The sequence below is a fragment of the Pseudomonas sp. EA_5y_Pfl2_R50 genome (genome assembly GCF_963970475.1).
In the GTDB taxonomy this organism is placed as follows: Bacteria; Pseudomonadota; Gammaproteobacteria; order Pseudomonadales; family Pseudomonadaceae; genus Aquipseudomonas.
Window position 1 is genome coordinate 81,906 of the sequence record NZ_CAXAPT010000011.1, and the last position, 21,772, is coordinate 103,677.

At 58.0% G+C, this 21,772-nt stretch carries 21 protein-coding genes; 8 read left to right on the forward strand and 13 right to left on the reverse strand.

Annotated elements, in window-relative coordinates; translation table 11 throughout:
- Positions 1–41: 41 nt before the first annotated feature.
- From AACY19_RS19235 to tssA, 7 genes are read right to left on the reverse strand one after another with little or no spacing between them, the layout of a single operon-like run.
- On the reverse strand, positions 42–455 hold the full coding sequence (locus tag AACY19_RS19235) for a hypothetical protein (protein WP_339452939.1): 414 nt from the start codon (positions 453–455) through the stop codon (positions 42–44).
- Positions 455–1,393, reverse strand: coding sequence for a DUF6402 family protein (locus AACY19_RS19240; protein ID WP_339452941.1), 939 nt, complete (start codon positions 1,391–1,393; stop codon positions 455–457). The genes AACY19_RS19235 and AACY19_RS19240 overlap by 1 nt, the downstream gene beginning before the upstream one ends.
- Positions 1,394–1,436: 43 nt before the next feature.
- Positions 1,437–1,961, reverse strand: a complete 525-nt coding sequence (locus tag AACY19_RS19245; RefSeq protein WP_339452943.1) for a PAAR domain-containing protein — start codon at positions 1,959–1,961, stop codon at positions 1,437–1,439.
- 11 nt (positions 1,962–1,972) lie between these two features.
- Positions 1,973–2,380: a type VI secretion system baseplate subunit TssE gene (tssE, locus tag AACY19_RS19250; protein ID WP_339452945.1), complete on the reverse strand. Its 408-nt coding sequence runs from the start codon at positions 2,378–2,380 to the stop codon at positions 1,973–1,975.
- A gap of 9 nt (positions 2,381–2,389) precedes the next feature.
- Entirely contained in the window at positions 2,390–3,865 is a 1,476-nt protein-coding gene (tssC, locus tag AACY19_RS19255) for a type VI secretion system contractile sheath large subunit (RefSeq protein ID WP_007920272.1), read from the reverse strand.
- 25 nt (positions 3,866–3,890) lie between these two features.
- Positions 3,891–4,394: a type VI secretion system contractile sheath small subunit gene (gene tssB / locus AACY19_RS19260; RefSeq protein WP_003229587.1), complete on the reverse strand. Its 504-nt coding sequence runs from the start codon at positions 4,392–4,394 to the stop codon at positions 3,891–3,893.
- Between the two features lie 32 nt (positions 4,395–4,426).
- Positions 4,427–5,989 (reverse strand): type VI secretion system protein TssA, encoded by a 1,563-nt coding sequence (tssA, locus tag AACY19_RS19265; RefSeq protein WP_339452947.1) that lies wholly within the window; start codon positions 5,987–5,989, stop codon positions 4,427–4,429.
- Positions 5,990–6,703: 714 nt separating this feature from the next.
- Between tssA and tssI the strand changes: the two genes are divergently transcribed.
- Genes tssI through AACY19_RS19280 form a run of 3 tightly spaced genes read left to right on the forward strand, consistent with a single transcriptional unit; the run spans position 6,704 to position 11,418 of the window.
- Complete coding sequence (gene tssI, locus AACY19_RS19270; RefSeq protein WP_339452949.1) at positions 6,704–10,063, forward strand: type VI secretion system tip protein TssI/VgrG; 3,360 nt, start codon at positions 6,704–6,706, stop codon at positions 10,061–10,063.
- Complete coding sequence (locus tag AACY19_RS19275; protein WP_339452951.1) at positions 10,056–10,727, forward strand: DUF2931 family protein; 672 nt, start codon at positions 10,056–10,058, stop codon at positions 10,725–10,727. The genes tssI and AACY19_RS19275 overlap by 8 nt, the downstream gene beginning before the upstream one ends.
- Positions 10,714–11,418, forward strand: coding sequence for a DUF2931 family protein (locus tag AACY19_RS19280; protein WP_339452953.1), 705 nt, complete (start codon positions 10,714–10,716; stop codon positions 11,416–11,418). The genes AACY19_RS19275 and AACY19_RS19280 overlap by 14 nt, the downstream gene beginning before the upstream one ends.
- A 464-nt stretch (positions 11,419–11,882) precedes the next feature.
- Here AACY19_RS19280 and AACY19_RS19285 read toward each other — a convergent pair whose 3' ends face one another.
- From AACY19_RS19285 to AACY19_RS19295, 3 genes are all read right to left on the reverse strand, one after another.
- The gene (locus AACY19_RS19285) at positions 11,883–12,158 is read right to left on the reverse strand and encodes an HU family DNA-binding protein (protein WP_003213368.1); all 276 of its coding nucleotides are present in this window, start codon (positions 12,156–12,158) and stop codon (positions 11,883–11,885) included.
- A 190-nt stretch (positions 12,159–12,348) separates the two neighbouring features.
- Positions 12,349–13,497, reverse strand: coding sequence for an NAD(P)/FAD-dependent oxidoreductase (locus tag AACY19_RS19290; RefSeq protein WP_339452955.1), 1,149 nt, complete (start codon positions 13,495–13,497; stop codon positions 12,349–12,351).
- Positions 13,498–13,517: 20 nt separating this feature from the next.
- Positions 13,518–13,685: a rubredoxin gene (locus AACY19_RS19295; protein ID WP_007920267.1), complete on the reverse strand. Its 168-nt coding sequence runs from the start codon at positions 13,683–13,685 to the stop codon at positions 13,518–13,520.
- A gap of 202 nt (positions 13,686–13,887) precedes the next feature.
- On the opposite strand from AACY19_RS19295, the gene AACY19_RS19300 reads away from it, so the two are divergent.
- The gene (locus AACY19_RS19300) at positions 13,888–14,448 is read left to right on the forward strand and encodes a chorismate--pyruvate lyase family protein (protein WP_339452958.1); all 561 of its coding nucleotides are present in this window, start codon (positions 13,888–13,890) and stop codon (positions 14,446–14,448) included.
- Positions 14,448–15,338 carry a 4-hydroxybenzoate octaprenyltransferase gene (gene ubiA, locus AACY19_RS19305; RefSeq protein ID WP_339452960.1) on the forward strand — a complete coding sequence of 297 codons (891 nt, stop codon included), beginning with the start codon at positions 14,448–14,450 and terminating at the stop codon, positions 15,336–15,338. Before AACY19_RS19300 ends, ubiA begins: the two co-directional genes overlap by 1 nt.
- Positions 15,339–15,396: 58 nt before the next feature.
- Here the strand turns inward: ubiA and AACY19_RS19310 are convergent, their stop codons facing one another.
- Positions 15,397–15,774 carry a COG4315 family predicted lipoprotein gene (locus AACY19_RS19310; RefSeq protein WP_339452962.1) on the reverse strand — a complete coding sequence of 126 codons (378 nt, stop codon included), beginning with the start codon at positions 15,772–15,774 and terminating at the stop codon, positions 15,397–15,399.
- Positions 15,775–15,925: 151 nt separating this feature from the next.
- Between AACY19_RS19310 and phoB the strand changes: the two genes are divergently transcribed.
- The 3 genes from phoB to AACY19_RS19325 all read left to right on the forward strand — a co-directional run bounded on the left by phoB (position 15,926) and on the right by AACY19_RS19325 (position 19,490).
- Entirely contained in the window at positions 15,926–16,615 is a 690-nt protein-coding gene (gene phoB, locus AACY19_RS19315; protein ID WP_339452964.1) for a phosphate regulon transcriptional regulator PhoB, read from the forward strand.
- Positions 16,616–16,752: 137 nt separating this feature from the next.
- Complete coding sequence (gene phoR / locus AACY19_RS19320; RefSeq protein ID WP_339453171.1) at positions 16,753–18,039, forward strand: phosphate regulon sensor histidine kinase PhoR; 1,287 nt, start codon at positions 16,753–16,755, stop codon at positions 18,037–18,039.
- 110 nt (positions 18,040–18,149) lie between these two features.
- Positions 18,150–19,490, forward strand: a complete 1,341-nt coding sequence (locus AACY19_RS19325; protein WP_339452966.1) for a hemolysin family protein — start codon at positions 18,150–18,152, stop codon at positions 19,488–19,490.
- A gap of 41 nt (positions 19,491–19,531) precedes the next feature.
- On the opposite strand, the gene AACY19_RS19330 is transcribed toward AACY19_RS19325, so the two are convergent.
- Positions 19,532–20,428, reverse strand: a complete 897-nt coding sequence (locus tag AACY19_RS19330) for a M23 family metallopeptidase (protein ID WP_339452968.1) — start codon at positions 20,426–20,428, stop codon at positions 19,532–19,534.
- 211 nt (positions 20,429–20,639) lie between these two features.
- Positions 20,640–21,596 carry a response regulator gene (locus tag AACY19_RS19335; RefSeq protein ID WP_339452970.1) on the reverse strand — a complete coding sequence of 319 codons (957 nt, stop codon included), beginning with the start codon at positions 21,594–21,596 and terminating at the stop codon, positions 20,640–20,642.
- Between the last annotated feature and the right edge of the window lie 176 nt (positions 21,597–21,772).

Here is a 21,772-nt window from a genome sequence, read left to right on the forward strand (position 1 = left end):
GGATCTGTTCAGCCATCTCATGGCCGATTCTCCGCCGTGTCTCAATCGTCCCCGACAATGTCGTATGGGGTATTACTGATAAAGCTGTTAAGCCAATGCGGCTTCCATTCTGGAACTCTGATGCCGAAGTGCTGATCGCGTTTGTAAAAATCGATCCAGACGATGCCTACAATGACGTCGTCCTCATGGGTGCCCATGTCCACCGCGCTTCGCGGGTACAAAGGTGATCGAAAAACAGCGTTGGAATCTTGCTTGTCGGTAATGCGCAAGTACGCCAAATCATCAAACGGCACCAGCCACCCTCTGACAGGTACGTTTTCGATTAGATAATTGCCTGACTCGCTGACTACCGAGCTGCTCGCCGGACGTTTGAGAAGATTGTTCAGAGCGACGCCAAAAAAAGTGATTGCCAATACCAGCAAACCAGCGAAAAAAACCGTTTTTTTGACTTTCATCAGTTCTTCACCAGCTCAATGGAAACCGGCGGGATCGTTTCGTAGAAAATATCGGAGAAGAGCTTGAAATCCCCGCCCTTGGAAAACTGTTCTCTGTAGGCCACGAAATGTTTGTTCTGAATCAGGAAATATCGTCTGTTCGCCGCCTCGAAGAACTGCTTCTGCGCTGCGTCACTCATGCCGAAGACAGATGATCGCCCGATGGCAGCCATTTCCTGATCAATTCCCATATTCTGCGCACTGGCCTCAAGTACTCCGGCGACACCCTCAAAATTCCAGTAGCCGAGCGGTTGGCTGACAAAGTCATCGCCGTCGCTGAAGTCGTAGTTATCTTCGACGTAGTAACCCAGGCGATCGGCGACGAATACGATCTTCTTGTCAAAGACGTTCACCACCCCCTCGGCAATCACGCGCATGTTGAAGTTGGCCAACGCCCCTCGCAGCTCGTCCAGTTCGCCACCGCCTAATTGACTGAAGTTGACTGAACGCGAATTGAAGTAACCGAATTTCTCCGCAGCTCGGCCTTTACCGTTGAACGTCAATGGATAACAACCAGGCGCGGAATTACCAAATGCACGCATTATTTTCGTGTGGATTTCGGGCATGGCCTTTGCGTTATTCCAGGCAGCCTTGAGCACTTGTCGCGTCTCTTCAGGTTTTTTGAATGTCAGAACCCAGTTCATCTTGACGATATTTTCTTCGATGTACTGGTCAGGCACTGGTCGTGTGCGCTCTTTCTCTTCTGTTTCCATTCCACCGCTGGCATTGCCCCAAGGAGCACCGTTGAACCAGTGACGCATCAACGCCGCAGCAACAGGCCATTTCATCTTGTCCATCGCGCCGGGAATATCGCTGACTTTGAACAGCCGCACAGCAGTAGACTGCCCCGCTTTATTGCTCGCGGGAGTCAGGCTGGAAGCTACTAAGGTGTCTGCCATGTCGACGTCCTATCCTTAAACGTGCTGCATCAGAAAACGATGTTCAGCCGATCAACACTTCGGTTTGTTGCTCAATGAGCAATTCCACAGGCTCAGCCTGAGCGGAATGGATTTTCTGGGTCTTTCCATCAGCGCCGGTAATCCCGCTGATGATCTTTCCCGAGGCGGTTTTCAATGTGTATGCCACCCCAGCCATCGGGTTGCCGGTGTCCTGACAATTGATCACGAAGTGCTCGTCGAATGGCCACTCAATCTCCACCGGCAACGGCGGCACAAACGGCGCAGGCGAATGCGAATTCCCGATGATCACCGTCCCGGACCCAGCCGTGACCTTGTTACCGTGAGATCCAACCGAACCTACGGTGGCAGCCGGTTTGCCGTTGATCAAAACGGTAGTGGCAAGGTCGCCGACCAGCGCACCACCACACGCCGAGGCATCGCCTTGGCGGGCGGCCGCGAGGCCGTCGAAGAAAACGTCGCCGGAACCGGCGGCGATCGGGTTGGTGCCGTGGCCGGGGAGCGGGCAAGCGGTGGGGTCGGATACACGTGCTGCGGGTTTGCCAGACATCGGGGATCTCCTTAGGTGACCTTCACTTGTCCGCTGCCATCCAGGCGCGCGGAAAAACTGACCTGACGCTTGAAACCCTCGACTTCCAGCAGGCCTTCGATGCTGAAAGCCAGTCGAAGCTGATCGTGGTCACGCGGCAGGGAAATGACACGCACGTTGCTCAGGCGCGGTTCGTAGGCTTCGATGAAGCTTTCGATGGCCAGGCGGGCCTGACTCAGGGAGTCGTGCAGGCTCAGGCGCATGTCATTGAGATCGGGCAACCCGTAGTCGGCCAGCGTTTGCACGCTGCCGGCCCGGGTGCTGAGCATTTTGGCCAGATGGGCAGCCACTGACGCCATGGCACAAGCCTCAAGGCTGTTGCCCTTGCGTAGTTGCGCGTCGCCGTTGAGGCGTTCGAACAGGCTGCCGTATCCGTCCATGAGTCGCTCTTACTCTTTGTCCAGCTTGCCAACCAGCGACAGGGTGAAATCGGCACCCATGTACTTGAAGTGCGGACGCACGTTCAAGCTCACGCGGTACCAGCCCGGCTCGCCTTCAACGTCGCTGACGATCACTTGCGCAGCGCGCAGCGGACGACGGCCACGGACTTCGGCGCTCGGGTTTTCCTGGTCGGCGACGTACTGGCGAATCCACTTGTTCAACTCCAGTTCGAGGTCGGTACGCTCTTTCCACGAACCGAGTTGCTCGCGCTGCAGCACTTTCAGGTAGTGAGCCAGACGGTTGACGATCATCATGTACGGCAGTTGGGTGCCGAGCTTGTAGTTCAGCTCTGCAGCCTTGCCTTCTGCGCTGATGCCGAAGAACTTCGGCTTCTGCACCGAGCTGGCGGAGAAGAACGCCGCGTTGTCGGAGCCTTTGCGCATGGTCAGGGAGATGAAGCCTTCCTCGGCCAATTCGTATTCACGACGGTCGGAAACCAGAACTTCGGTAGGAATCTTGGTTTCGATTTCGCCCATGCTTTCGAAATGGTGCAGAGGCAGATCTTCAACTGCGCCACCGCTCTGAGGGCCGATGATGTTCGGGCACCAGCGGAATTTGGCAAAGCTGTCGGTCAGCTTGGTGCCGAATGCGTAGGCGGTGTTGCCCCACAGGTAGTGCTCGTGGCTGTTGGCAACGGTTTCCTTGTACACGAACGATTTGACCGGGTTTTCTTCCGGATCGTAAGGGTTACGCAGCAGGAAACGCGGCACGGTCAGGCCAACGTAGCGGGAGTCTTCCGAAGTACGGAAGCTCTGCCATTTGGCGAATTGCGGGCCTTCGAAGTGGTCCTTCAGATCTTTCAGATCCGGCAGGCCGGTGAAGCTTTCCAGACCGAAGAATTTCGGGCCGGCAGCAGCGATGAACGGCGCATGGGACATGCACGAAACGCTGGCGACGTACTGCATCAGCTTCACGTCTGGCGAACTTGGCGACATGTAGTAGTTAGCGATGATCGCGCCCACAGGCTGACCACCGAACTGGCCGTATTCAGCGGTGTAGATGTGCTTGTACAGGCCCGACTGCATGACTTCCGGCGAATCTTCGAAATCGTCCAGCAGGTCTTCTTTGGAGACGTTGAGGATTTCGATCTTGATGTTTTCGCGGAAGTTGGTGCGGTCGACCAGCAACTGCAGGCCACGCCACGACGATTCCAGGGCCTGGAAGTCCGGGTGGTGCAGGATTTCGTCCATCTGACGGCTGAGCTTGGCATCGATCTCGGCGATCATGCGGTCAACCATGGCTTTCTTGACCGGCTCACCGTTGTTCTGCGGCTTGAGCAGCTCTTCGATGAAGGCCGACACACCGCGCTTGGCGATGTCGTAGGCTTCGTCGTCCGGGGTCAGGCGGGTTTCGGCGATGATGCTGTCGAGAATGCTGTACTCGCCGTTGCCGGCGCTCTTCTCTTGTGCTGCGCTAGTGCTCATTGTGTTGGCTTCCTTGGCTGGAGTCTCAGGCGTCCGGGGCTGCGGCGTTCAGGCCCAGCTCACCGAGTACGCGACCGCGGGATTCGTCGTCGGCGAGCACGCCTTCGATCGCTTTACGGAACGCAGGTGCGTTACCCAGCGGGCCTTTGAGGGCCACCAGCGCATCGCGCAGTTCCATCAGTTTTTTCAGCTCAGGCACTTGCTCGACCAGGCTGGCCGGGTTGAAGTCCTTCATCGAATTGACGCGCAGTTGCACAGCCAGCTCGTCGGCCTCGCCATCTTCCTGCAGACGGTTCGGCACGCTCAGCGTCAGACCCAGTTCTTGCTTGGCCAACACTTCGTCGAAGGTCATCTTGTCGATGCTGATCGGCTTGCGATCTTCGATTTTGCGATCGTCCTTGCGGTGGGTGTAGTCACCGATTGCCAGCAGCTTCAGCGGCAGTTCAATCTCTTCCTGAGCACCGCCGGTGGCGGGTTTGAAGGTGACGTTGATGCGTTCCTTGGGGGCTACCGAGCCTTCTTTGGCCATGGCTTTTCTCCTTGCGGTTGTGGCCCTGGGGCCTATTCGAGTACCACTTCGAGATCGAGGTGGCACAGCCTGCGATAAATCTCTTCCTTGCGTTCACGCACTGCATGGTTCTGCGGCAACAACTCGCAGCAGCTATGCAGCAAATGCAGCACTTCCAATGCAAGATCGGGCTCCCAGGCGTGCAGGCCTGAGTCCTGTAATGTCTGATCGAGGGTTTCGAGCTGGTTCTTGGCCAGTTCGTATTTCTTGGCCATGAAGCACAGCCGTGCGAGGGCGAACTGCCAGAAGAAGCGCTCGCGACCGCCGTGGGCCGACTGCAGGCCCTGCTTGAGCGTCTGCACGGCCGGCTTCAGGCCTTCCTTGCGCAATAGCGGCAAGACTTCTTCGAGGGCCTTTTCCCACGCGGGCTGGGTTTCGACGTTTTCGCTTTCGACCTTGCGCGGCGCACTGGCGCTTTGCAGGTGCGGCATGACGTTGGCGGCGATCCACGCCCGGGTGGCCGGATCGGCAAACGGCGCGCCGTCATGGAAGCGCAACTCGACGATGCCAGGCAGGCGCTGAACCAAAAGCGCGAAGTGGATCTCCACTTCGCGCATTGCCAATTCGGCGTTGAGGTTCTGGAGACATTCCCAGACCATCCTCTGGCCATCGAACCAGAACGGCGCCTTCGCCAGGCTCGCCTCCAGTTCCACCAGCAGGTCGGCGTATTTGCCCTGATCGAAACGGTCCTGATAGAGCTTGAGCTTTTCCAGCGGCAGGCCGCGCAATACGGTGATCTGCTCGGCGTTGCGCTCGGGTACCGCGTCGATGGTCATCCATAGCAACGTGCGGTTCAGTCGCAAGGCGCGCAGGTCGGTGGCTTTCTGCTTGAGCCACCAGGCACACAGTGGGCGAGCGCTTTCCTGCTGGGCGCGCAGGGCTTTGTGCGCATCTCGTTCGTTGTCGATTGGCGCGCCGGGCGTGAGCAACTGGCTCGCGGCCTGTTTGACTTGCGCCACTGCTGCGCCGACCACGCCGGGAGCCGGCTGGTTGTCGGCGGCGCGCTGGATCATGGTTTTCAGGCGACGGGAGATCGGCAGCAGCAGTGGCGAGTCATCGCCCAGATGCTCAGCGCAAGCGGCTTCGAGACCGGACAGGTGCTCGGACAGTTGCCGGAACATCGGCAACTGCTCTTTGATGGCAATATTTTCAGTGATGACCTGCTCGAGACGCGGCACCAGCCAGCCAATGGCGGCAGCCCGGGTGCGGGGTTTGAGCGGATGAACGTCGGCCCAGTTGTTTTCCGACAGGTGGTGCAGCAACCCGAGGCCGGCAAGGAGGCCGGGGAAGGATTCACGCTGGTACAGCGACCATGTCAGCCAAGCGCCGACACGCAAATCTTTGGATTGGGTACGCAGAAGATTTTCGCTGTTTTCGCGAATTTTCAACCAGTCGATCTGCCCGCTTTCGTGCATCGACGAGGCTTTGGCCAGCTCGCTTTCCAGTGCCTCGAATTCGCTCGAGAAACGAACGTCTTCGCCCGCGAAATTCTCTTTGGAAACAGAGACTTTAGCGAGTTCGAGGTAATGGGCGGAAAGTTTGCTTGAGTAGGACATCCATGGCCTTTATTAAGGATTACAGTCAGGCGCCTGTTGGAGTTGCGGCGGCGCGGGACAGTATCAAAGAGCGGCGAAGCGACTCATCCAATTGAGTTGTGCTCTTTCAAGTGGGCGCATCGTAATCACTATGATGGCCACTAGCAAGCATCTGATCAAACAACAAGACGAAGTGTTCATTGGGGCCTGTAAGAGATTGCCCTATATGCCGCAAGGGAATCCCTGAGAGTGATTTATATTCGCCGCATTTCCCTGCCTCCTGCCAAAACCCTGAGCTAGAGCGCTCCGTCCCACTGATTGGGCATCTTGCCTGACGCCCATCCCAATATACGGCGGCAAGCATGTCAATTCTTGAAAAAAATAGAAGTAGGACTCTTCCTAAAATACATGGGTCTCTTTGAATAATTCAGCGAGGACAAAGACCGACGGAAAAAGTGCCATCAATTTGATGGCAAATTACTTCGTGAAACTTTCAGCAGGCCGGAAACACTGCACATTCGTGCTAATTCAATAGTTGTCGAACTCCCCTCCTACAGTCATTTCCTTCAATTCATACAACACCTTACAACCCGGAAGTCTCTGACAAATGTCAGAGACGGTTCTTACATAAATTTATTTCCCCCGCAGCTAGCGTGCCTTGGCAAATTTTTTCCGCGTGGCGATCAGGGACGATCGAACACCGCGCAATGACTCTCTTTGCTTAAGGACAAGCGTATGTTCAGCACGGGCAGTTACGCGCCTTTTACCCTGCAAATTCCCGGAGTTCGCCACGACTTCAAGGTGCTCGCATTTGATGGTGATGAAGCCATCAGCTGCCTGTACGCCATCCGGGTCGAACTGGTCAGTGAACGAGCGGATATCGATCTGGAAGGTCTGCTCAGTCAGCCGGCGTTTCTGCAATTCGGGTTTAACCAAGAAGGCATTCACGGACGCATTGAAAATGTGCGGATGGGTGAAGCCGGAAAACGCCTCACCGATTACCAACTGACGCTGGTGCCGGCGTTGTACTACTTGCAGTTCAGCCATGACCAACGGATTTTTCAGCAGCGCACGGTGCCGCAGATCATCGCGCAGGTGCTCAAGGGTCACGGCATTCAAGGTGATGCGTTCACCTTTCATGTCACCCCGAACCCGCCACGCGACTATTGCACTCAGTACGAGGAAAGCGACTTTGAATTTATCCAGAGGCTGTGCGCTGAAGACGGGATCGCCTGGCATCACCAGCATTCGGCGGACGGCCATTTGCTGGTGTTCACCGATGACCAGGTGTTTCTCCCCAAGTTGGCCGCGCTGCCATATCTGCAGAAATCAGGCATGGTGGCCGAACATCAGGTCATCAGCCGATTCTGGGTGCGCAACAGTACGCGCACTAGCACCGTCACCCGTCGTGACTACGACCTGAAACGCCCGAGCCTGTTGCTTGAAAGCGGCTTCACCGCCGGATTCACCCCAACGCTGGAGGATTACCGTTATCCGCTGCTGATCGAGAACGAAAGGCGCGGCAAGCAAATTGCCCGACAGGCACTGGAGCGCCACCGTAGCGATTACGAACTGGGCGACGGCGAAAGCGATCAGACGAATCTGCGTTGTGGCCACCTGTTTGAGCTGACCGGACACCCGCGTAAAAAGTGCAACGACCTGTGGCTTCTGCTCAGCGTCAGCCATGAAGGCCGACAGCCACAAGTGCTTGAGGAGTCCAGTCCCACCGACGTCAAAACCGCCGATGGTTTTACCCAAGGCTACCGAAATTGCTTTAGCGTTATTCCCGCAGAGGTGGTGTACCGGCCTCCACTGCCAGCACCACGCCGCCCGCTGGTGATCCAGACCGCACGGGTTACCGGCCCCGAAGACGAAGAGATTCACTGCGATGAGTTTGGTCGCGTGAAGATCGAACTTCCCTGGGATCGCAAAGAACTCAACAGTGAACGCAGCAGTTGCTGGGTGCGCGTGGCGAGCAGTTGGGCCGGAGATCATTTTGGAGCTGTGACCATTCCGCGGGTCGGCATGGAAGTCGTGGTGTCCTTTTTGGAGGGTGACCCGGACAAACCGCTGATCACCGGTTGTGTGGCCAACAGAGTTACCACGCCGCCCTACTCTTTACCCGACCACAAGACCAGAACCGTCTTGCGCAGCGAAAGCTCGCCGCGCAATGGCGGCTACAACGAACTGTCGATTGAAGATCGCGCGGGACAGGAACTGATCTACCTACGCGCGCAACGCGACATGGCGCAGAAAATCGGCAACAGCCTTCAGCTGGAAGTGGGCAACGAACGCCGCGAAACCATCAATGGCAGCAGTTACACCCAGGCTGGAAAGTCTCTCGACATCGAGGCCGGCCAGCAAGTGCATCTGAAGGCCGGCGCCAGCGTGGTGCTGGATGCCGGCGCCAGCATCACGCTGAAAGCCGGCGGTCATCACCTCGTGATCGACGCGGGCGGCATATTCAGCAGCACGGAAATTGAAACGGGACGCAAGCCACACGACAGTGAAGTCCCCCACCTGCTGCTGCCTGGACTGGATGGCGCAGTACCCGTTGCGCCAGCGGTACACGCACGTGCAGACGACGAACTCGAAGAAGAGGAGGAAGAAGTCGAGCTGGAGGCTGAAGCGCCGGGCGGCATCAGCTTGCGCATCGGAGTATTTTTCGATGGGACAGGGAACAATAAGGCCAACAGCGAGACGGTCGCCGCTTGCTACGCGCCGGATGCCAATCTCGCGGAGGCGGCCGAAGAGATACAGAAACACTGCGCTGCTTACGGTTACGGTTACGGTTACGACGGGGATGGAAACTCGCCGGATAACAGTTATGGGAATGATGTGAGCAATATTGTGCGGTTGTATGAGTTGTATACCGACCATACGTACGAAGCTTTACCGGATACCACTAAAAACGCATCGATAGCGGTTTACATCGAAGGCATTGGTACCAAAAGCAATGGCACCGACTCTCTCTACTCACAAGCAACAGGTCGAGGCGAGACAGGAGTAGTAGCACGCGTCGAACAATGCCCAGCGGTTATCAAGGAGCAGATAAGCCTGCTTGTGGAACGAAATCCGCAGTTAGTAATTCAACAGATCGAATTCGATATTTTTGGTTTCAGTCGAGGAGCTGCAGCGGCAAGGCACTTTGCCAATGAGGTGTTCAAAGGTAGTGGGGGGCTTCTTGCCAAATCGTTTCCAAATGGCATCGAAGGTTTGGTAAACGGCTTTAGCTGGCGTCCGAAAATCGACACGCAGATCAACTTCATCGGGCTGTTCGACACCGTCGCAGCAATCGCCAACCCATGGCTGCTGGATTTTACCGGCGCTAACAGTAGGAACCCCGGGCTCGAATTAAGGCTGCCGGAAGGTTGCGCCAACAAGGTGGTGCATCTAGTGGCGCGTGATGAATACCGTGAGAATTTCGCGCTTAACAGCCTGGGCGAAATTGATCTGTTATTGCCCGGCTCACACTCCGATCTCGGCGGTGGATACTTACCCAGAGCCAAGGAAAAACTTCTGCTGAGCGACCCAATCACCAGCACCATCAGCCAAGGCAAAGAAGCGACCCGTAGTGGGGCCTATATCGCAGCTGAGAAGGAAGCGTTTTCATGGTATGCAAAGGGTGTTATCGATGATGACGGTTCGGGTAACCAGTTACAGGTGGCTGTTTGGGAAAGACCTGTTGCGCAAACAACAGAAAAGGGAAGAACCAACCTGGATCCCCAGAAGCAGGTTTACGCGGCAGCCCGCATTGAGCGTCCCGTTCATGGTGAGCTGTCGCTGGTGTATCTGCGCATCATGCGTGAACTTGCGCTCAGAAACGGTGTGCCATTGAAAGTTATCCCTGAGACATCCGCTCTTAATCTGCCCGAAGAGTTGGTACTCATCCATAAGAAACTTCAGGCTTACGCCTTAGGTGAGTCCTCCGTTGAAGGACTGACTAATGAAGAAAGAGCTTTGCTACGGAGCCGATATATACATCTTTCCGCTCATTGGAACGCGGCCAAAAATCTGAATAGCAGTGATATGAGCATTGTGTTCATAAATCGACCGGCTAAAAAAAACCAACGGGTGGTGCACCTGAATGAATGACTTCAATCGACCCATCATCAAAGGTGTGTGGCTTTTCTTAGGATTTGTACTGGCTGGCTGCATACAAAATATCTCCCAAGCGTCGGAAAAAACATCCTGGTTCCTTGGCTTTGGAGCACCCAGCTACATGGAGGTCTGGATTGAAACCGCCGATGTCGTGGATGTTCGGGAACGAGTGTTCCGGCGTGCTGGAGCTGGTATTGCGTCGGTACAAACGCCCGCTGGCCTCAAAGGAAAGCCCGCTGGCTGGCCAGAAAACCCCGGCAGAGGCAAAGGCAGATATGTAACCGGCGCCGACTTGCCACGCCTGATCTACGTGCGATGGCAATCACTTGCCGAATCTCAAACCTATGAGGCTTACATCGTCATTCCGGAATCCGCCCGGGAAATCATGCGCAAGTCCGAAAAAGCTTTCTGCAGGTTTGGTGCGGAGTGGATCACCGAATCCCGCGACAATATGGGTATTGGACTTGCGCCGGGGGGCATAGTGAAGGTCTGGCTTGGAGGGACTTGCCTGAAGGCAGTTGAGATTGCCCGGGTTGAAGGGACCGTCAACAAGCAGGGCCCGGATCAAGGAAAAAGTCAGGGCCGCTATGCACTGCCTCTTTCACCTGAGTCCAAAGCCTATCTCGAAAAATTCGGTATTCCCTTTGGCTCGTGGTAACTACCATGCGGCTAACACACCGAGCATTCTGCGAGACCGCACCCAAACGGTCGCGGCTTTGCTGTTGGGATTACTGCTTGCGGGTTGCACGCAAGCCTATGCTCAATCAGCGGATAAAAAGCCATGGTTCCTTGGCTTTGGAGCACCGGACTACATGGAGGTCTGGATTGAAACCGCCGATGTGGTGGATATTCGTGAGCGAGTATTCCGACGTGCCGGAGCCGGGATTGCTTCGGTGAGAGCTCCCGCTGATAACAAAGGCACGCCCGCAGGGTGGCCAGAAAACCCCGGAAGTGGCGCAGGGCGGGATGTCACCGGCGCCGACCTGCCCCGTTTGATCTATGTACGATGGCAATCCCTGGCCGAACCTCAAACCTATGAGGCTTACATCACCATTTCCGAATCGGCTCGGGAAATCATGCGTAAGCCGGAAAAAGCTTTCTGCAGGGCTGATGGAAAATGGATCACGGACTACCGCGATAACATGGGTATTGGCTTGGCACCCGGCGGTATTGCAAAGGTCTGGCTAGGGGCCGCTTGCCTCGAGTCTGTCGAGATTACTCGGGTCGAAGGGAGTGTAATGAAGAAAGGCCCGTATCAAGGAAAAAACGAGGGGCGGTACGCACTGTCTCTATCACCTGAATCCAAAGCCTACATCGAAAAATTCGGCATACCCTTCGGGAGCTGGTAAGGAGCATTACCTCATGGAATTGAAACCGCTCTTGTTCGCAACGCTGATGTGGCTTCCCGTTACCCACGCATGGCCGCCGAGTTGCTGTTGCGTAAGGACGGCACCTTTTCTGCGGGTATCGCCCACTGCCGTACTCTCCAAATAAAGCCTTGGCGAGAATCGGTTTACATACACAAAATTCCCCCGATGAAATCGAGTGGTTCACCGTCATGCCGGAAACGCGATGGGCCACGCTGGACTGGCAAGCCTATCCTGACCCTGCCAACGGCGATCTATCTGCGTTGTTCAAAGATCTGCAACTAGCCATCGAACCCAACTGCCTGTCCGTCAATTTTGGCAACGGCAAAGCCTGTTTCCGTCGCAAATAACCTGGCACGCACCCACAAAAAATGGGCACCCGACCGCAATCGGTGTGCCCATTTTTTATTACGGTGTTCCCCCGCGATTCAAGGGGTCCGCCGCAATTAAGGATTAACGCTGTCTTTCAACGATTTGCCTGGCTTGAACGCAACGGTGTTGCTGGCCTTGATTTTAACCGGCTCGCCGGTTTGCGGGTTTTTGCCGGTGCGGGCGCCGCGGTGGCGTTGCAGGAAGGTGCCGAAGCCCACCAGCGTGACGCTGTCCTTGCGGTGCAGAGCGCCGGTGATTTCTTCGAGAACGGCGTTGAGTACGCGGTTGGCCTGTTCTTTGGTCAGATCCGCTTTTTCAGCGATTGCAGCGGCGAGTTCTGGTTTACGCATTAGTGAAGCCCCTTTGACGGTTTTTTGTTGTTATGTCCGTGCTGCTCTCGTTGGAACAGCGCCCAAAGCGCCGCAGGCTCTAATCTGCGGCAGACGGGAGTGAGAATGGCACGCGGATACGGGCGGCGCCAGTCTCCCTATGACCTTTGTAGGGGCAAATGCGGGGTGATTCCGACAGAACGACCGGCATTTACGCCAGCAAGGCAGGAAGCTGTTTGTTCAGCGCCAGTTTTTCCATCACCGCCGCGCCGGTCAGCGCGTAACCGAGCAGCTCACCCTCGGCGTTGTGGCACAGAGCCTTGATATCGGCACCCTGCCCTTCAACGGTCCAGACGCCTTCGCTGCCCCGTGGTGGCGGGGAAACGACCAGCGGACACACCGGGGTTTTGACGGTGATCGGCATCGGCCCGTAACTCACGGCAGTCGGGTTTCCCGCCAGTGTTTGTGCCAGCGCTCGCGCACAGCTCATGAGGGGCATGACGTACAGCAGATTCAGCCCATCGACCTCGGCGCAGTCGCCCAAGGCGTAGATGTTGGCGTGGGAAGTCTTCAGATGGCGATCAACCACGACACCGCGATTGACCTGCACGCCAGCAGCAGCCGCCAGATCAATGCGTGGACGCAGGCCGATGGCCGACACCACCACGTCGCACGGGATGACCTGACCGTCGGACAGATGCGCTTCCAGACCGTCAGCGACTTTTTGCAGGCGGGTCAGTACCGGGCCGAGGTGGAATGTCGCGCCAAGGCTTTCCAGCCCGGCCTGCACCGCTGCCGCCGCCGCCGGGTGCAACAGGGTCGGCATCACCTGCTCGCAGGGTGCCACCAGTTGCACTTCGTAGCCGCCGAGGATCAGATCATTGGCGAATTCGCAGCCGATCAACCCGGCCCCCAGCAACAACACACGCCGCTTACCCGCCGCTGCGGCACGGAAACGCGCGTAGTCTTCGAGATCGTTGATCGGGAATACCAGCTCCGCACCATCGCCTTCAATCGGCACACGCACGGTTTCCGCCCCCCACGCGAGAATCAGGTCGCGATAAGCCACGGCTTCTTCGCCGATCCACAGACGCTTGTGGCCGGCATCGATGCCGCTGATGCGCGTGTGCGTGCGCACTTCGGCCTTCAGTTGTTCGGCCATTGCGCCCGGCTCTGCCATGCTCAGGCCATCGGCGTCCTTGTTCTTGCCGAAGCCGGTGGAGAGCATCGGCTTGGAGTATGAGCGGCCATCATCTGCGGTAATCAGCAGCAGCGGCGTTTCGCTGTCGAGCTTGCGAAATTCCCGGGCCAGGTTGTAGCCCGCCAGGCCGGTGCCGATGATGACGACAGGTGCGCTCATGCCTTACTCCTTGTTGGTGCTTAGTTGATTTCGATCATTTCGAAGTCGAGTTTGCCGACGCCACAGTCCGGGCACAGCCAGTCTTCAGGCACGTCCTGCCACAGCGTGCCCGGCGCAATGCCGTCATCCGGCCAACCCTCGGCTTCGTTGTAGATCAGGCCGCAGACCACACATTGCCACTTTTTCATTCAGGTACTTCCTCAGGGTTTCAGGCTTATTGCCGGCACGGATAGTCGATGGGTGTTGCGCTGCCATCCGGCTCAGGGCGTTTTGTACTGATGGAGCCGGGCAGATGCAAGCCTGTTCGGCGCAATGGCGATCCGGATCAATCAATATCGCCGCCCGCCATGGTAAGCTCGCCGCCTCATTTGCGGCCAATAATGACTCATTGTGCAACATTCAAATGCCTGCCCGGCCCCGCCCTGGCTGATTCAAAGCCAACTGACGCCCCTCCCCGATTCGTTGACGCTGGACTGGCTGTTCGACGAAGGCTCCCTGACCCGGCGTCTGACCTGGCTGTCCAATGATGGCTTCAGCGTCACGCCGCTGTTCGAAGGCTGGGACACCCTGCGTAGCGATGAATGCACCGCGCTGGATCTGGCCGAAGGCAGCGAAGGCTGGGTGCGCGAGGTGTATCTGCACGGCCACAACGAGGCCTGGGTCTTTGCCCGCAGCGTAGCGTCACGCGCAGCCCTGCAAGGCGATGGGCTGCACATGGATGAACTGGGCAGCCGCTCTCTGGGTGAGCTGCTGTTTTGCGATCAGGCGTTTCAACGCCGCGCCATCGAAGTTTGCCATTACCCTGAAGAATGGCTGCCGCAAGCCGCCAAAGCACCCGGTTTGTGGGGACGTCGTTCCCGTTTCGACCGTGGCGCGCTGAGCGTACTGGTGGCGGAAATTTTCCTGCCGAGCCTGTGGAGCGCCGTCGGCGCCCATCCGGAGAACCGCTGATGTATCAGAGCCTGCTCAAGTCCCTGAACCGTTTGAACCCGCGCGCGTGGGACTTCATTCAGTTGACGCGCATGGACAAGCCGATTGGCATCTATCTGCTGCTCTGGCCGACCCTGTGGGCGTTGTGGATTGCCGGCAAGGGCGCTCCGTCGCTGGCCAACATCGTGATTTTCGTCCTCGGCGTAATACTGACCCGCGCCGGTGGCTGCGTGATCAACGACTGGGCCGACCGCAAGGTCGACGGTCACGTCAAACGCACCGCACAGCGGCCATTGGCTGCCGGCAGAATCAGCTCGAAAGAAGCGCTGGTGTTCTTTGCCCTGCTGATGGGCGTGAGTTTCCTGCTGGTACTGTGCACCAATGCGCCGACCATCTGGTTGTCGCTGGGCGGTCTGGCGCTGGCCTGCACCTACCCGTTCATGAAGCGCTACACCTATTACCCGCAAGTGGTGCTGGGCGCAGCGTTCTCGTGGGGCATGCCGATGGCGTTCACCGCCGAAACCGGCGAGCTGCCGGCGGCGGCATGGCTGCTATGGATCGCCAACCTGCTGTGGACGGTGGGTTACGACACGTATTACGCGATGACTGATCGCGATGACGATTTGAAGATCGGCGTGAAATCGACGGCGATTCTGTTCGGCGAAGCGGACCGGATGATTATCCTGAGCTTGCAGGCACTGTCGCTGGGTTGTCTGTTGCTGGCGGGGTCGAAGTTCGAGCTGGGCGTCTGGTTCCATCTCGGCTTGCTGGTGGCTGCCGGGTGCTATGCGTGGGAGTTCTGGTACACCCGAGACCGTGACCGGATGCGTTGCTTCAAGGCGTTTTTGCACAACCACTGGGCCGGGTTGGCGATATTCGTCGCAATCGTGCTGGATTACGCGTTGCGCTGATATCCACGTGTGGGAGCGGGCTTGCTCGCTCCCACAAGGGACGCAGTTGCTGCAGGACTCAGTGTTTCGGCATGTGCCACATGTCCTTGAACCCTTCCCCCTTCATGTCGCCTGGTTTTTCATCCATTTTGAAGGTGTAAAGCGGCTTGCCGTCATATGCCCATTGCATCATGCCGTCATCACGCTTGATGGGGGTGAATTTGCCTTCAGCCTTGGCACCCGCCGGCGCCATCATCGGCGGCCAGTTCTTCGCGCAATCGCCGTTACACATCGATTTACCGCCCATGTCCTTGTCGAAGGTATACACGGTCATGCCTTTGTGGTCGGTCATCATGCCGTCTTTCATCATGACCGGGTCAGCGGCGAACGCCATCGACGGTAATGCAACGGCAGCGGCAAGCAGCAGTGCTTTGAAAGAAGCAGTCATTTGAGTCATGGAAACCTTCTTTTGTGGTTGTCAGGATTCGGACTTAGAGCTTAGTTGAGGATTTGCACAAACGCTGTCGGACTAAAATACTGTCACACGACTGCAATAATTCCGTTATCTAATGCGGCGCAAGACAGTTAAATGACAAGAGGATTAAGGCATGGTTGGCAGGAGCATTCTGATCGTCGACGACGAGGCGCCCATTCGCGAAATGATCGCCGTTGCGTTGGAAATGGCCGGCTATGAATGCCTCGAGGCGGAAAACTCGCAGCAGGCCCACGCTATCATCGTCGACCGCAAGCCGGACCTGATCCTGCTCGACTGGATGCTGCCCGGCACTTCCGGCATCGAACTGGCCCGCCGTCTCAAGCGCGATGAGCTGACCGGGGACATCCCGATCATCATGCTCACCGCCAAGGGCGAAGAGGACAACAAGATCCAGGGTCTGGAAGTCGGCGCCGACGATTACATCACCAAACCGTTTTCCCCGCGCGAACTGGTCGCCCGCCTCAAGGCTGTGCTGCGTCGCGCCGGCCCGACCGACGGCGAAGCGCCCATTGAAGTCGGTGGCTTGCTGCTCGACCCGATCAGCCACCGCGTGACCATTGATGGCCGTCCGGCCGAAATGGGCCCGACCGAATACCGTCTGCTGCAATTCTTCATGACCCACCAGGAACGCGCCTACACCCGTGGCCAGTTGCTGGATCAGGTCTGGGGCGGCAACGTCTATGTTGAAGAGCGCACCGTCGACGTGCATATCCGCCGCCTGCGCAAAGCGCTCGGCGACGCTTACGAGAATCTGGTACAAACCGTGCGCGGCACCGGCTACCGGTTCTCCACAAAAGCATAAAAACAGCTGCAAGTTTCTAGCTACAAGCGGCAGGAAACAGCGAGCCGCTCTGACTTGTAGCTTGCAGTTTGAAACTTGACGCTGCGGCTAAGGACGCCCCCGTGAATCAAAACTGGCATGGCACCCTGATTCGCCACATGCTGTTGCTGGTCACCGCTTGCCTGGTGATCGGCCTGATCACCGGCTATTACGGCTGGAGTCTGGCGGCGGGTCTGGGGATTTATCTGGCCTGGACGCTCAAGCAATTACTGCGTCTGCACGAATGGCTGCGTCAGCACCAACCCGACGAAGCGCCGCCCGATGGCTATGGCCTGTGGGGCGAAGTGTTCGACAGCATTTACCACTTGCAACGCCGCGATCAGCGCGTGCGCGGGCGCCTGCAAGCGGTGATCGACCGGGTGCAGGAATCCACTGCCGCGCTCAAAGACGCGGTGATCATGCTCGACAGCGACGGCAACCTGGAATGGTGGAACCGCGCCGCCGAAACCCTGCTCGGTCTCAAGACCCCGCAGGACAGCGGTCAACCGGTGACCAATCTGGTGCGCCATCCGCGCTTCAAGGAGTACTTCGAGCAGGACAGTTACGCCGAACCGCTGGAAATCCCTTCGCCGACCAATGATCGCGTGCGCATTCAGCTGTACCTGACCCGCTACGGCAACAATGAGCATTTGATGCTGGTGCGCGACGTCACGCGCATCCATCAGTTGGAACAGATGCGCAAAGACTTCATCGCCAACGTCTCCCACGAACTGCGCACGCCGCTGACGGTGATCTGCGGTTATCTGGAAACCCTGCTCGACAACGTCGAAGAGGTTAATCCGCGCTGGAGCCGCGCTCTGCAACAGATGCAACAACAGGGCGGACGCATGCAGACGCTGCTCAACGATCTGTTGCTGCTGGCGAAACTGGAAGCCACCGATTACCCGTCGGACAACCATCCCGTGCAGATCGATACGCTGCTGCAATCGATCAAGAGCGATGCGCAGCAATTGTCCGGTTCGAAGAACCAGCGCATCACGCTGGAAGCCGATGCCAGCCTGCTGCTCAAGGGCAGCGAGGCGGAATTGCGCAGCGCATTTTCCAATCTGGTGTTCAACGCGGTGAAATACACCCCGGCCGAGGGCAACATCCGCATTCGCTGGTGGGGCGACGATCAGGGCGCACACCTGAGCGTGCAGGACTCCGGGATCGGCATCGACAGCAAACACCTGCCGCGCCTGACCGAACGTTTCTACCGCGTCGACTCCAGCCGCAACTCCAACACCGGCGGCACCGGCCTTGGCCTCGCCATCGTCAAACACGTATTGTTGCGCCACCGCGCGCGCATGGAGATCAGCAGCGTGCCCGGCCATGGCAGCACCTTCACCTGCCATTTCGCCCCGGCACAAGCGGCCAGCGCACGGGCGATCAGCGCCGCTGAGTAATGTCGCACTAGGCAATCGCCAGGTCAGCCGCTACATTGGCTGACTTGTGCCTGCCTTTCAGGCGCGGCTTTTACCTCTCTTGAATCACACGGAACCCGCAAAACTCCATCATGGACCCTTCCCCTGGCTTGTCCCTCGCAACAATATTCGCCGATTTCGGCATGATCCTATTTGCTCTGATCCTGGTTTTGCTCAACGGCTTTTTCGTTGCAGCGGAATTCGCCATGGTCAAACTGCGCTCGACCCGGGTCGAGGCCATCGCTGAGCAACACGGCTGGCGCGGACACATTCTGCGCACCGTACACAGTCAGCTCGATGCCTACCTGTCGGCGTGTCAGCTCGGTATCACCCTCGCTTCCCTTGGCCTCGGCTGGGTTGGTGAGCCGGCGTTCGCACACATTCTCGAGCCGCTGCTGAGCGCGGTCGGCGTGCAGTCGCCGGAAATCGTCAAAGGCGTGTCGTTCTTCACCGCGTTCTTCATCATTTCGTACCTGCACATCGTGGTCGGCGAACTGGCCCCGAAATCCTGGGCGATCCGCAAACCCGAACTGCTTTCGCTGTGGACAGCCGTACCGCTGTACCTGTTCTACTGGGCGATGTACCCGGCGATTTATCTGCTCAACGCCAGCGCCAACGCGATTCTGCGTATCGCCGGTCAAGGCGAACCCGGCCCGCACCATGAACACCATTACAGCCGCGAAGAACTGAAACTGATCCTGCACTCCAGCCGTGGCCAGGACCCGAGCGATCAGGGCATGCGCGTGCTGGCGTCGGCCGTGGAAATGGGCGAACTGGAAGTGGTCGACTGGGCCAATTCCCGCGAAGACTTGATCACACTCGAATTCAACGCGCCGCTGAAAGAAATCCTGGCGATGTTCCGTCGCCACAAGTTCAGCCGTTATCCGGTGTACGACAGCGAGCGCCAGGAGTTCGTCGGCCTGCTGCACATCAAGGATCTGTTGCTGGAACTGGCAGCGCTGGACCACATTCCCGAGTCGTTCAACCTGGCTGAGCTGACCCGCCCGCTGGAGCGCGTGTCGCGGCACATGCCGCTGTCGCAGTTGCTGGAGCAGTTCCGCAAGGGTGGTTCGCACTTCGCCGTGGTCGAGGAGGCTGACGGCAACATCATCGGCTACCTGACCATGGAAGACGTGCTGGAAGTGCTGGTCGGCGACATTCAGGACGAACACCGCAAGGCCGAGCGCGGCATCCTCGCCTATCAGCCGGGCAAGTTGCTGGTGCGCGGCGATACACCGCTGTTCAAAGTCGAGCGTCTGCTGGGCATCGACCTTGATCACATCGAAGCGGAAACCCTCGCCGGGCTGGTCTACGAAACCCTTAAACGGGTGCCGGAAGAGGAAGAAGTGCTGGAAGTCGAAGGCTTGCGGATCATCATCAAGAAGATGAAAGGGCCGAAGATTGTGCTGGCCAAGGTGTTGATGCTCGATTGATGGGCTGATCCGGCACCGCGTCGCTCCCGCAGGTCAGCAAATCATTGCTTGCCCAACGCAAAGTTGGGCAACGCCCCCAGCGGCTGCACGAACTGATACGGAATCGACACCAACCCCTCCCCGGTATTGCGCTGCACCACAAAGTGCAGGTGCGGGCCGCTGCTGTTGCCTGTATTGCCCGACAACGCCAGCGGACTGCCCACGGTCACCCTCTGCCCTTCGCGCACACTCACCGAGCCTTGCTTGAGGTGCAGGTACACGCCCATGGTGCCGTCGTCATGAAGGACTCGCACAAAGTTACCGGACGCATCCGAGCCGCGCCCGCTCTGTGAATTCTCGGTCTTCACCACCACCCCCGCCCGCGCGGCAATAATCGGCGTGCCGACTGGCATGGCGATGTCCATGGCATAGCGATTTTTCGGCCCATAGTGGCTGTATTGGCCATTGGCGCCCTGACTCAGGCGGAACGGTCCGCCACGCCATGGAAGCGGATAGCGATAGCCCTGTGCGGTGCCAGCGGGGTCGCCGAGGGAATAGTGAAATTGTGGCGTGTACACCAGCGGCTGCTTGCCGGACACCGCCGTCAGCAGCGCCAACCGCGTATTGCTGCGCGCTGGCAGCACGCGGTGGATGGTTTGCGCCGGCGCACCCCGGACATTGCTCAGACCGGTGAATGCCAGGGCAATTTTGACCGGCGCATACAGATCGTTGCGCACGAAGACCACGTCGGAGCCCTTCTGCTTTTTGATGTCGAGGTACACCTGGCGCTCCAGACGTTCGACCATGCGGTCCTGAAAGACGAACACCTGCGAGCCTTTGCTCGGACGGTCGCTGTACGAAACCACGCCGTTGGCATCGGTGGATTTGTAGATGGTCATGGCCACAGCCGGGTTGGAGGCCATGAAAAGACCACAGAAAAACAGCAGGCGCGCGAGCATGGGCAAGAGTCTGTCGAAAAGAGGCCTGGAAAAGAGCCTAGCAGGTGAAGCAAACCAGGCTAGTCGACAGATGTTTCAAATTGGCAGGCGCGGGAGATGGGTGGTGCTTTTGAAGGCCCCTTCGCCAGCAGGGCTGGCTCCCACATTGGAAATGCATTTCAAATGTGGGAGCCAGCCCTGCTCGCGATAGCGGACTGTCAGGCGACGAAGATCATGCGCCCGGAACGAAGTGCTTCTGCGCCGTGCCACGCGCGATCAGGCGAGAGATGTAGTCGAGTTTCTGCGCGTCCTGATCGACAAAGCGGAAGGTCAGTTGCAGCCAGTCGCTGTCGGCTTTCTGCTCATGCGCGACGATGGCGTGCAGGTAGCCGTTGAGACGGGCGATTTCGGCGTTGTCGCCCTGCTCCAGATCGAGCACGGCACTGTCGAGGATCTGCGGCAGGGTTTCGGTACGTTTGATCACCAGCAGCGCCTCCTTGATGCTCAGCGCCTTGATCACGCATTGCTGGTTGCCGCTAGGCAGACGCAATTGACCCTGACCACGACCACCGGCCGCCGCTTTCGAGGCTGCTGGGGCCTGAACCGGCGGGCTGTTGAGCAATCCGCGCGATGGCGCAGCGGCTGGCGCAGGTGCGGCAGCCGCTGGCTTGGCAAACGGATTGACCGCCGCCGCTGCCGGAGCGCCACCGACCACGGCAGGCTTGCCGCCGGTCAACGCGCTCAGGGAATCGTTGCCGAACGCCGAGTTCATTTTGGTCGGCGCACTGTTCATCAGAGTGTCGAGCTTGCCAACCTTGTTCAGCGCCTGCTTGACCTTGGTCAGTAGTTGCTCGTTGGTGAATGGCTTGCTGACGTAGCCGGAAACGCCGGCCTGGATCGCCTGGACGACGTTTTCCTTGTCGCCACGGCTGGTCACCATGACGAATGGCATGGTCTTGAGGTTATCTTGCTCGCGGCACCAGGTCAGCAGTTCGAGACCGGACATTTCCGGCATCTCCCAATCGCACAGGACCAGGTCGAACGCCTCTCTGGCCAGCATGGCCTGGGCCTTTTTGCCGTTGATGGCGTCCTCGGTGCGGATTCCCGGGAAGTAATTACGCAGGCACTTTTTCACCAGGTCACGAATGAACGAAGCATCGTCCACGACCAACACACTGATCTTGCTCATCCAACACCCCTATTAAAATCCCGGCAAGCATAACGCTGGCTGATGGCACATTGCCAAAACTCTTCAGTCACGCCGGGACTTTTCGTTCGCGGGTGCTGCTTTTTTAATTCGATCTGCATTGTGAAAAGCAGAAACAAAAACGCCCGGCCAAAGGGCCGGGCGCTTTTCTCAGGCAA

Bases quoted from the DNA above. Each gene is read 5' to 3' on its own strand.
- tssE (WP_339452945.1), bottom strand. From the start codon at position 2,380: ATGGACGGATACGGCAGCCTGTTCGAACGCCTCAACGGCGACGCGCAA.
- phoR (WP_339453171.1), top strand. From the start codon at position 16,753: ATGCTGTTGCTGGTCACCGCTTGCCTGGTGATCGGCCTGATCACCGGC.
- tssI (WP_339452949.1), top strand. From the start codon at position 6,704: ATGTTCAGCACGGGCAGTTACGCGCCTTTTACCCTGCAAATTCCCGGA.
- tssA (WP_339452947.1), bottom strand. From the start codon at position 5,989: ATGTCCTACTCAAGCAAACTTTCCGCCCATTACCTCGAACTCGCTAAA.
- ubiA (WP_339452960.1), top strand. From the start codon at position 14,448: ATGTATCAGAGCCTGCTCAAGTCCCTGAACCGTTTGAACCCGCGCGCG.
- tssB (WP_003229587.1), bottom strand. From the start codon at position 4,394: ATGGCCAAAGAAGGCTCGGTAGCCCCCAAGGAACGCATCAACGTCACC.
- AACY19_RS19330 (WP_339452968.1), bottom strand. From the start codon at position 20,428: ATGCTCGCGCGCCTGCTGTTTTTCTGTGGTCTTTTCATGGCCTCCAAC.
- AACY19_RS19285 (WP_003213368.1), bottom strand. From the start codon at position 12,158: ATGCGTAAACCAGAACTCGCCGCTGCAATCGCTGAAAAAGCGGATCTG.
- AACY19_RS19325 (WP_339452966.1), top strand. From the start codon at position 18,150: ATGGACCCTTCCCCTGGCTTGTCCCTCGCAACAATATTCGCCGATTTC.
- AACY19_RS19245 (WP_339452943.1), bottom strand. From the start codon at position 1,961: ATGTCTGGCAAACCCGCAGCACGTGTATCCGACCCCACCGCTTGCCCG.
- AACY19_RS19335 (WP_339452970.1), bottom strand. From the start codon at position 21,596: ATGAGCAAGATCAGTGTGTTGGTCGTGGACGATGCTTCGTTCATTCGT.
- AACY19_RS19240 (WP_339452941.1), bottom strand. From the start codon at position 1,393: ATGGCAGACACCTTAGTAGCTTCCAGCCTGACTCCCGCGAGCAATAAA.
- AACY19_RS19290 (WP_339452955.1), bottom strand. From the start codon at position 13,497: ATGAGCGCACCTGTCGTCATCATCGGCACCGGCCTGGCGGGCTACAAC.
- tssC (WP_007920272.1), bottom strand. From the start codon at position 3,865: ATGAGCACTAGCGCAGCACAAGAGAAGAGCGCCGGCAACGGCGAGTAC.
- AACY19_RS19235 (WP_339452939.1), bottom strand. From the start codon at position 455: ATGAAAGTCAAAAAAACGGTTTTTTTCGCTGGTTTGCTGGTATTGGCA.
- AACY19_RS19275 (WP_339452951.1), top strand. From the start codon at position 10,056: ATGAATGACTTCAATCGACCCATCATCAAAGGTGTGTGGCTTTTCTTA.
- AACY19_RS19310 (WP_339452962.1), bottom strand. From the start codon at position 15,774: ATGACTCAAATGACTGCTTCTTTCAAAGCACTGCTGCTTGCCGCTGCC.
- AACY19_RS19295 (WP_007920267.1), bottom strand. From the start codon at position 13,685: ATGAAAAAGTGGCAATGTGTGGTCTGCGGCCTGATCTACAACGAAGCC.
- phoB (WP_339452964.1), top strand. From the start codon at position 15,926: ATGGTTGGCAGGAGCATTCTGATCGTCGACGACGAGGCGCCCATTCGC.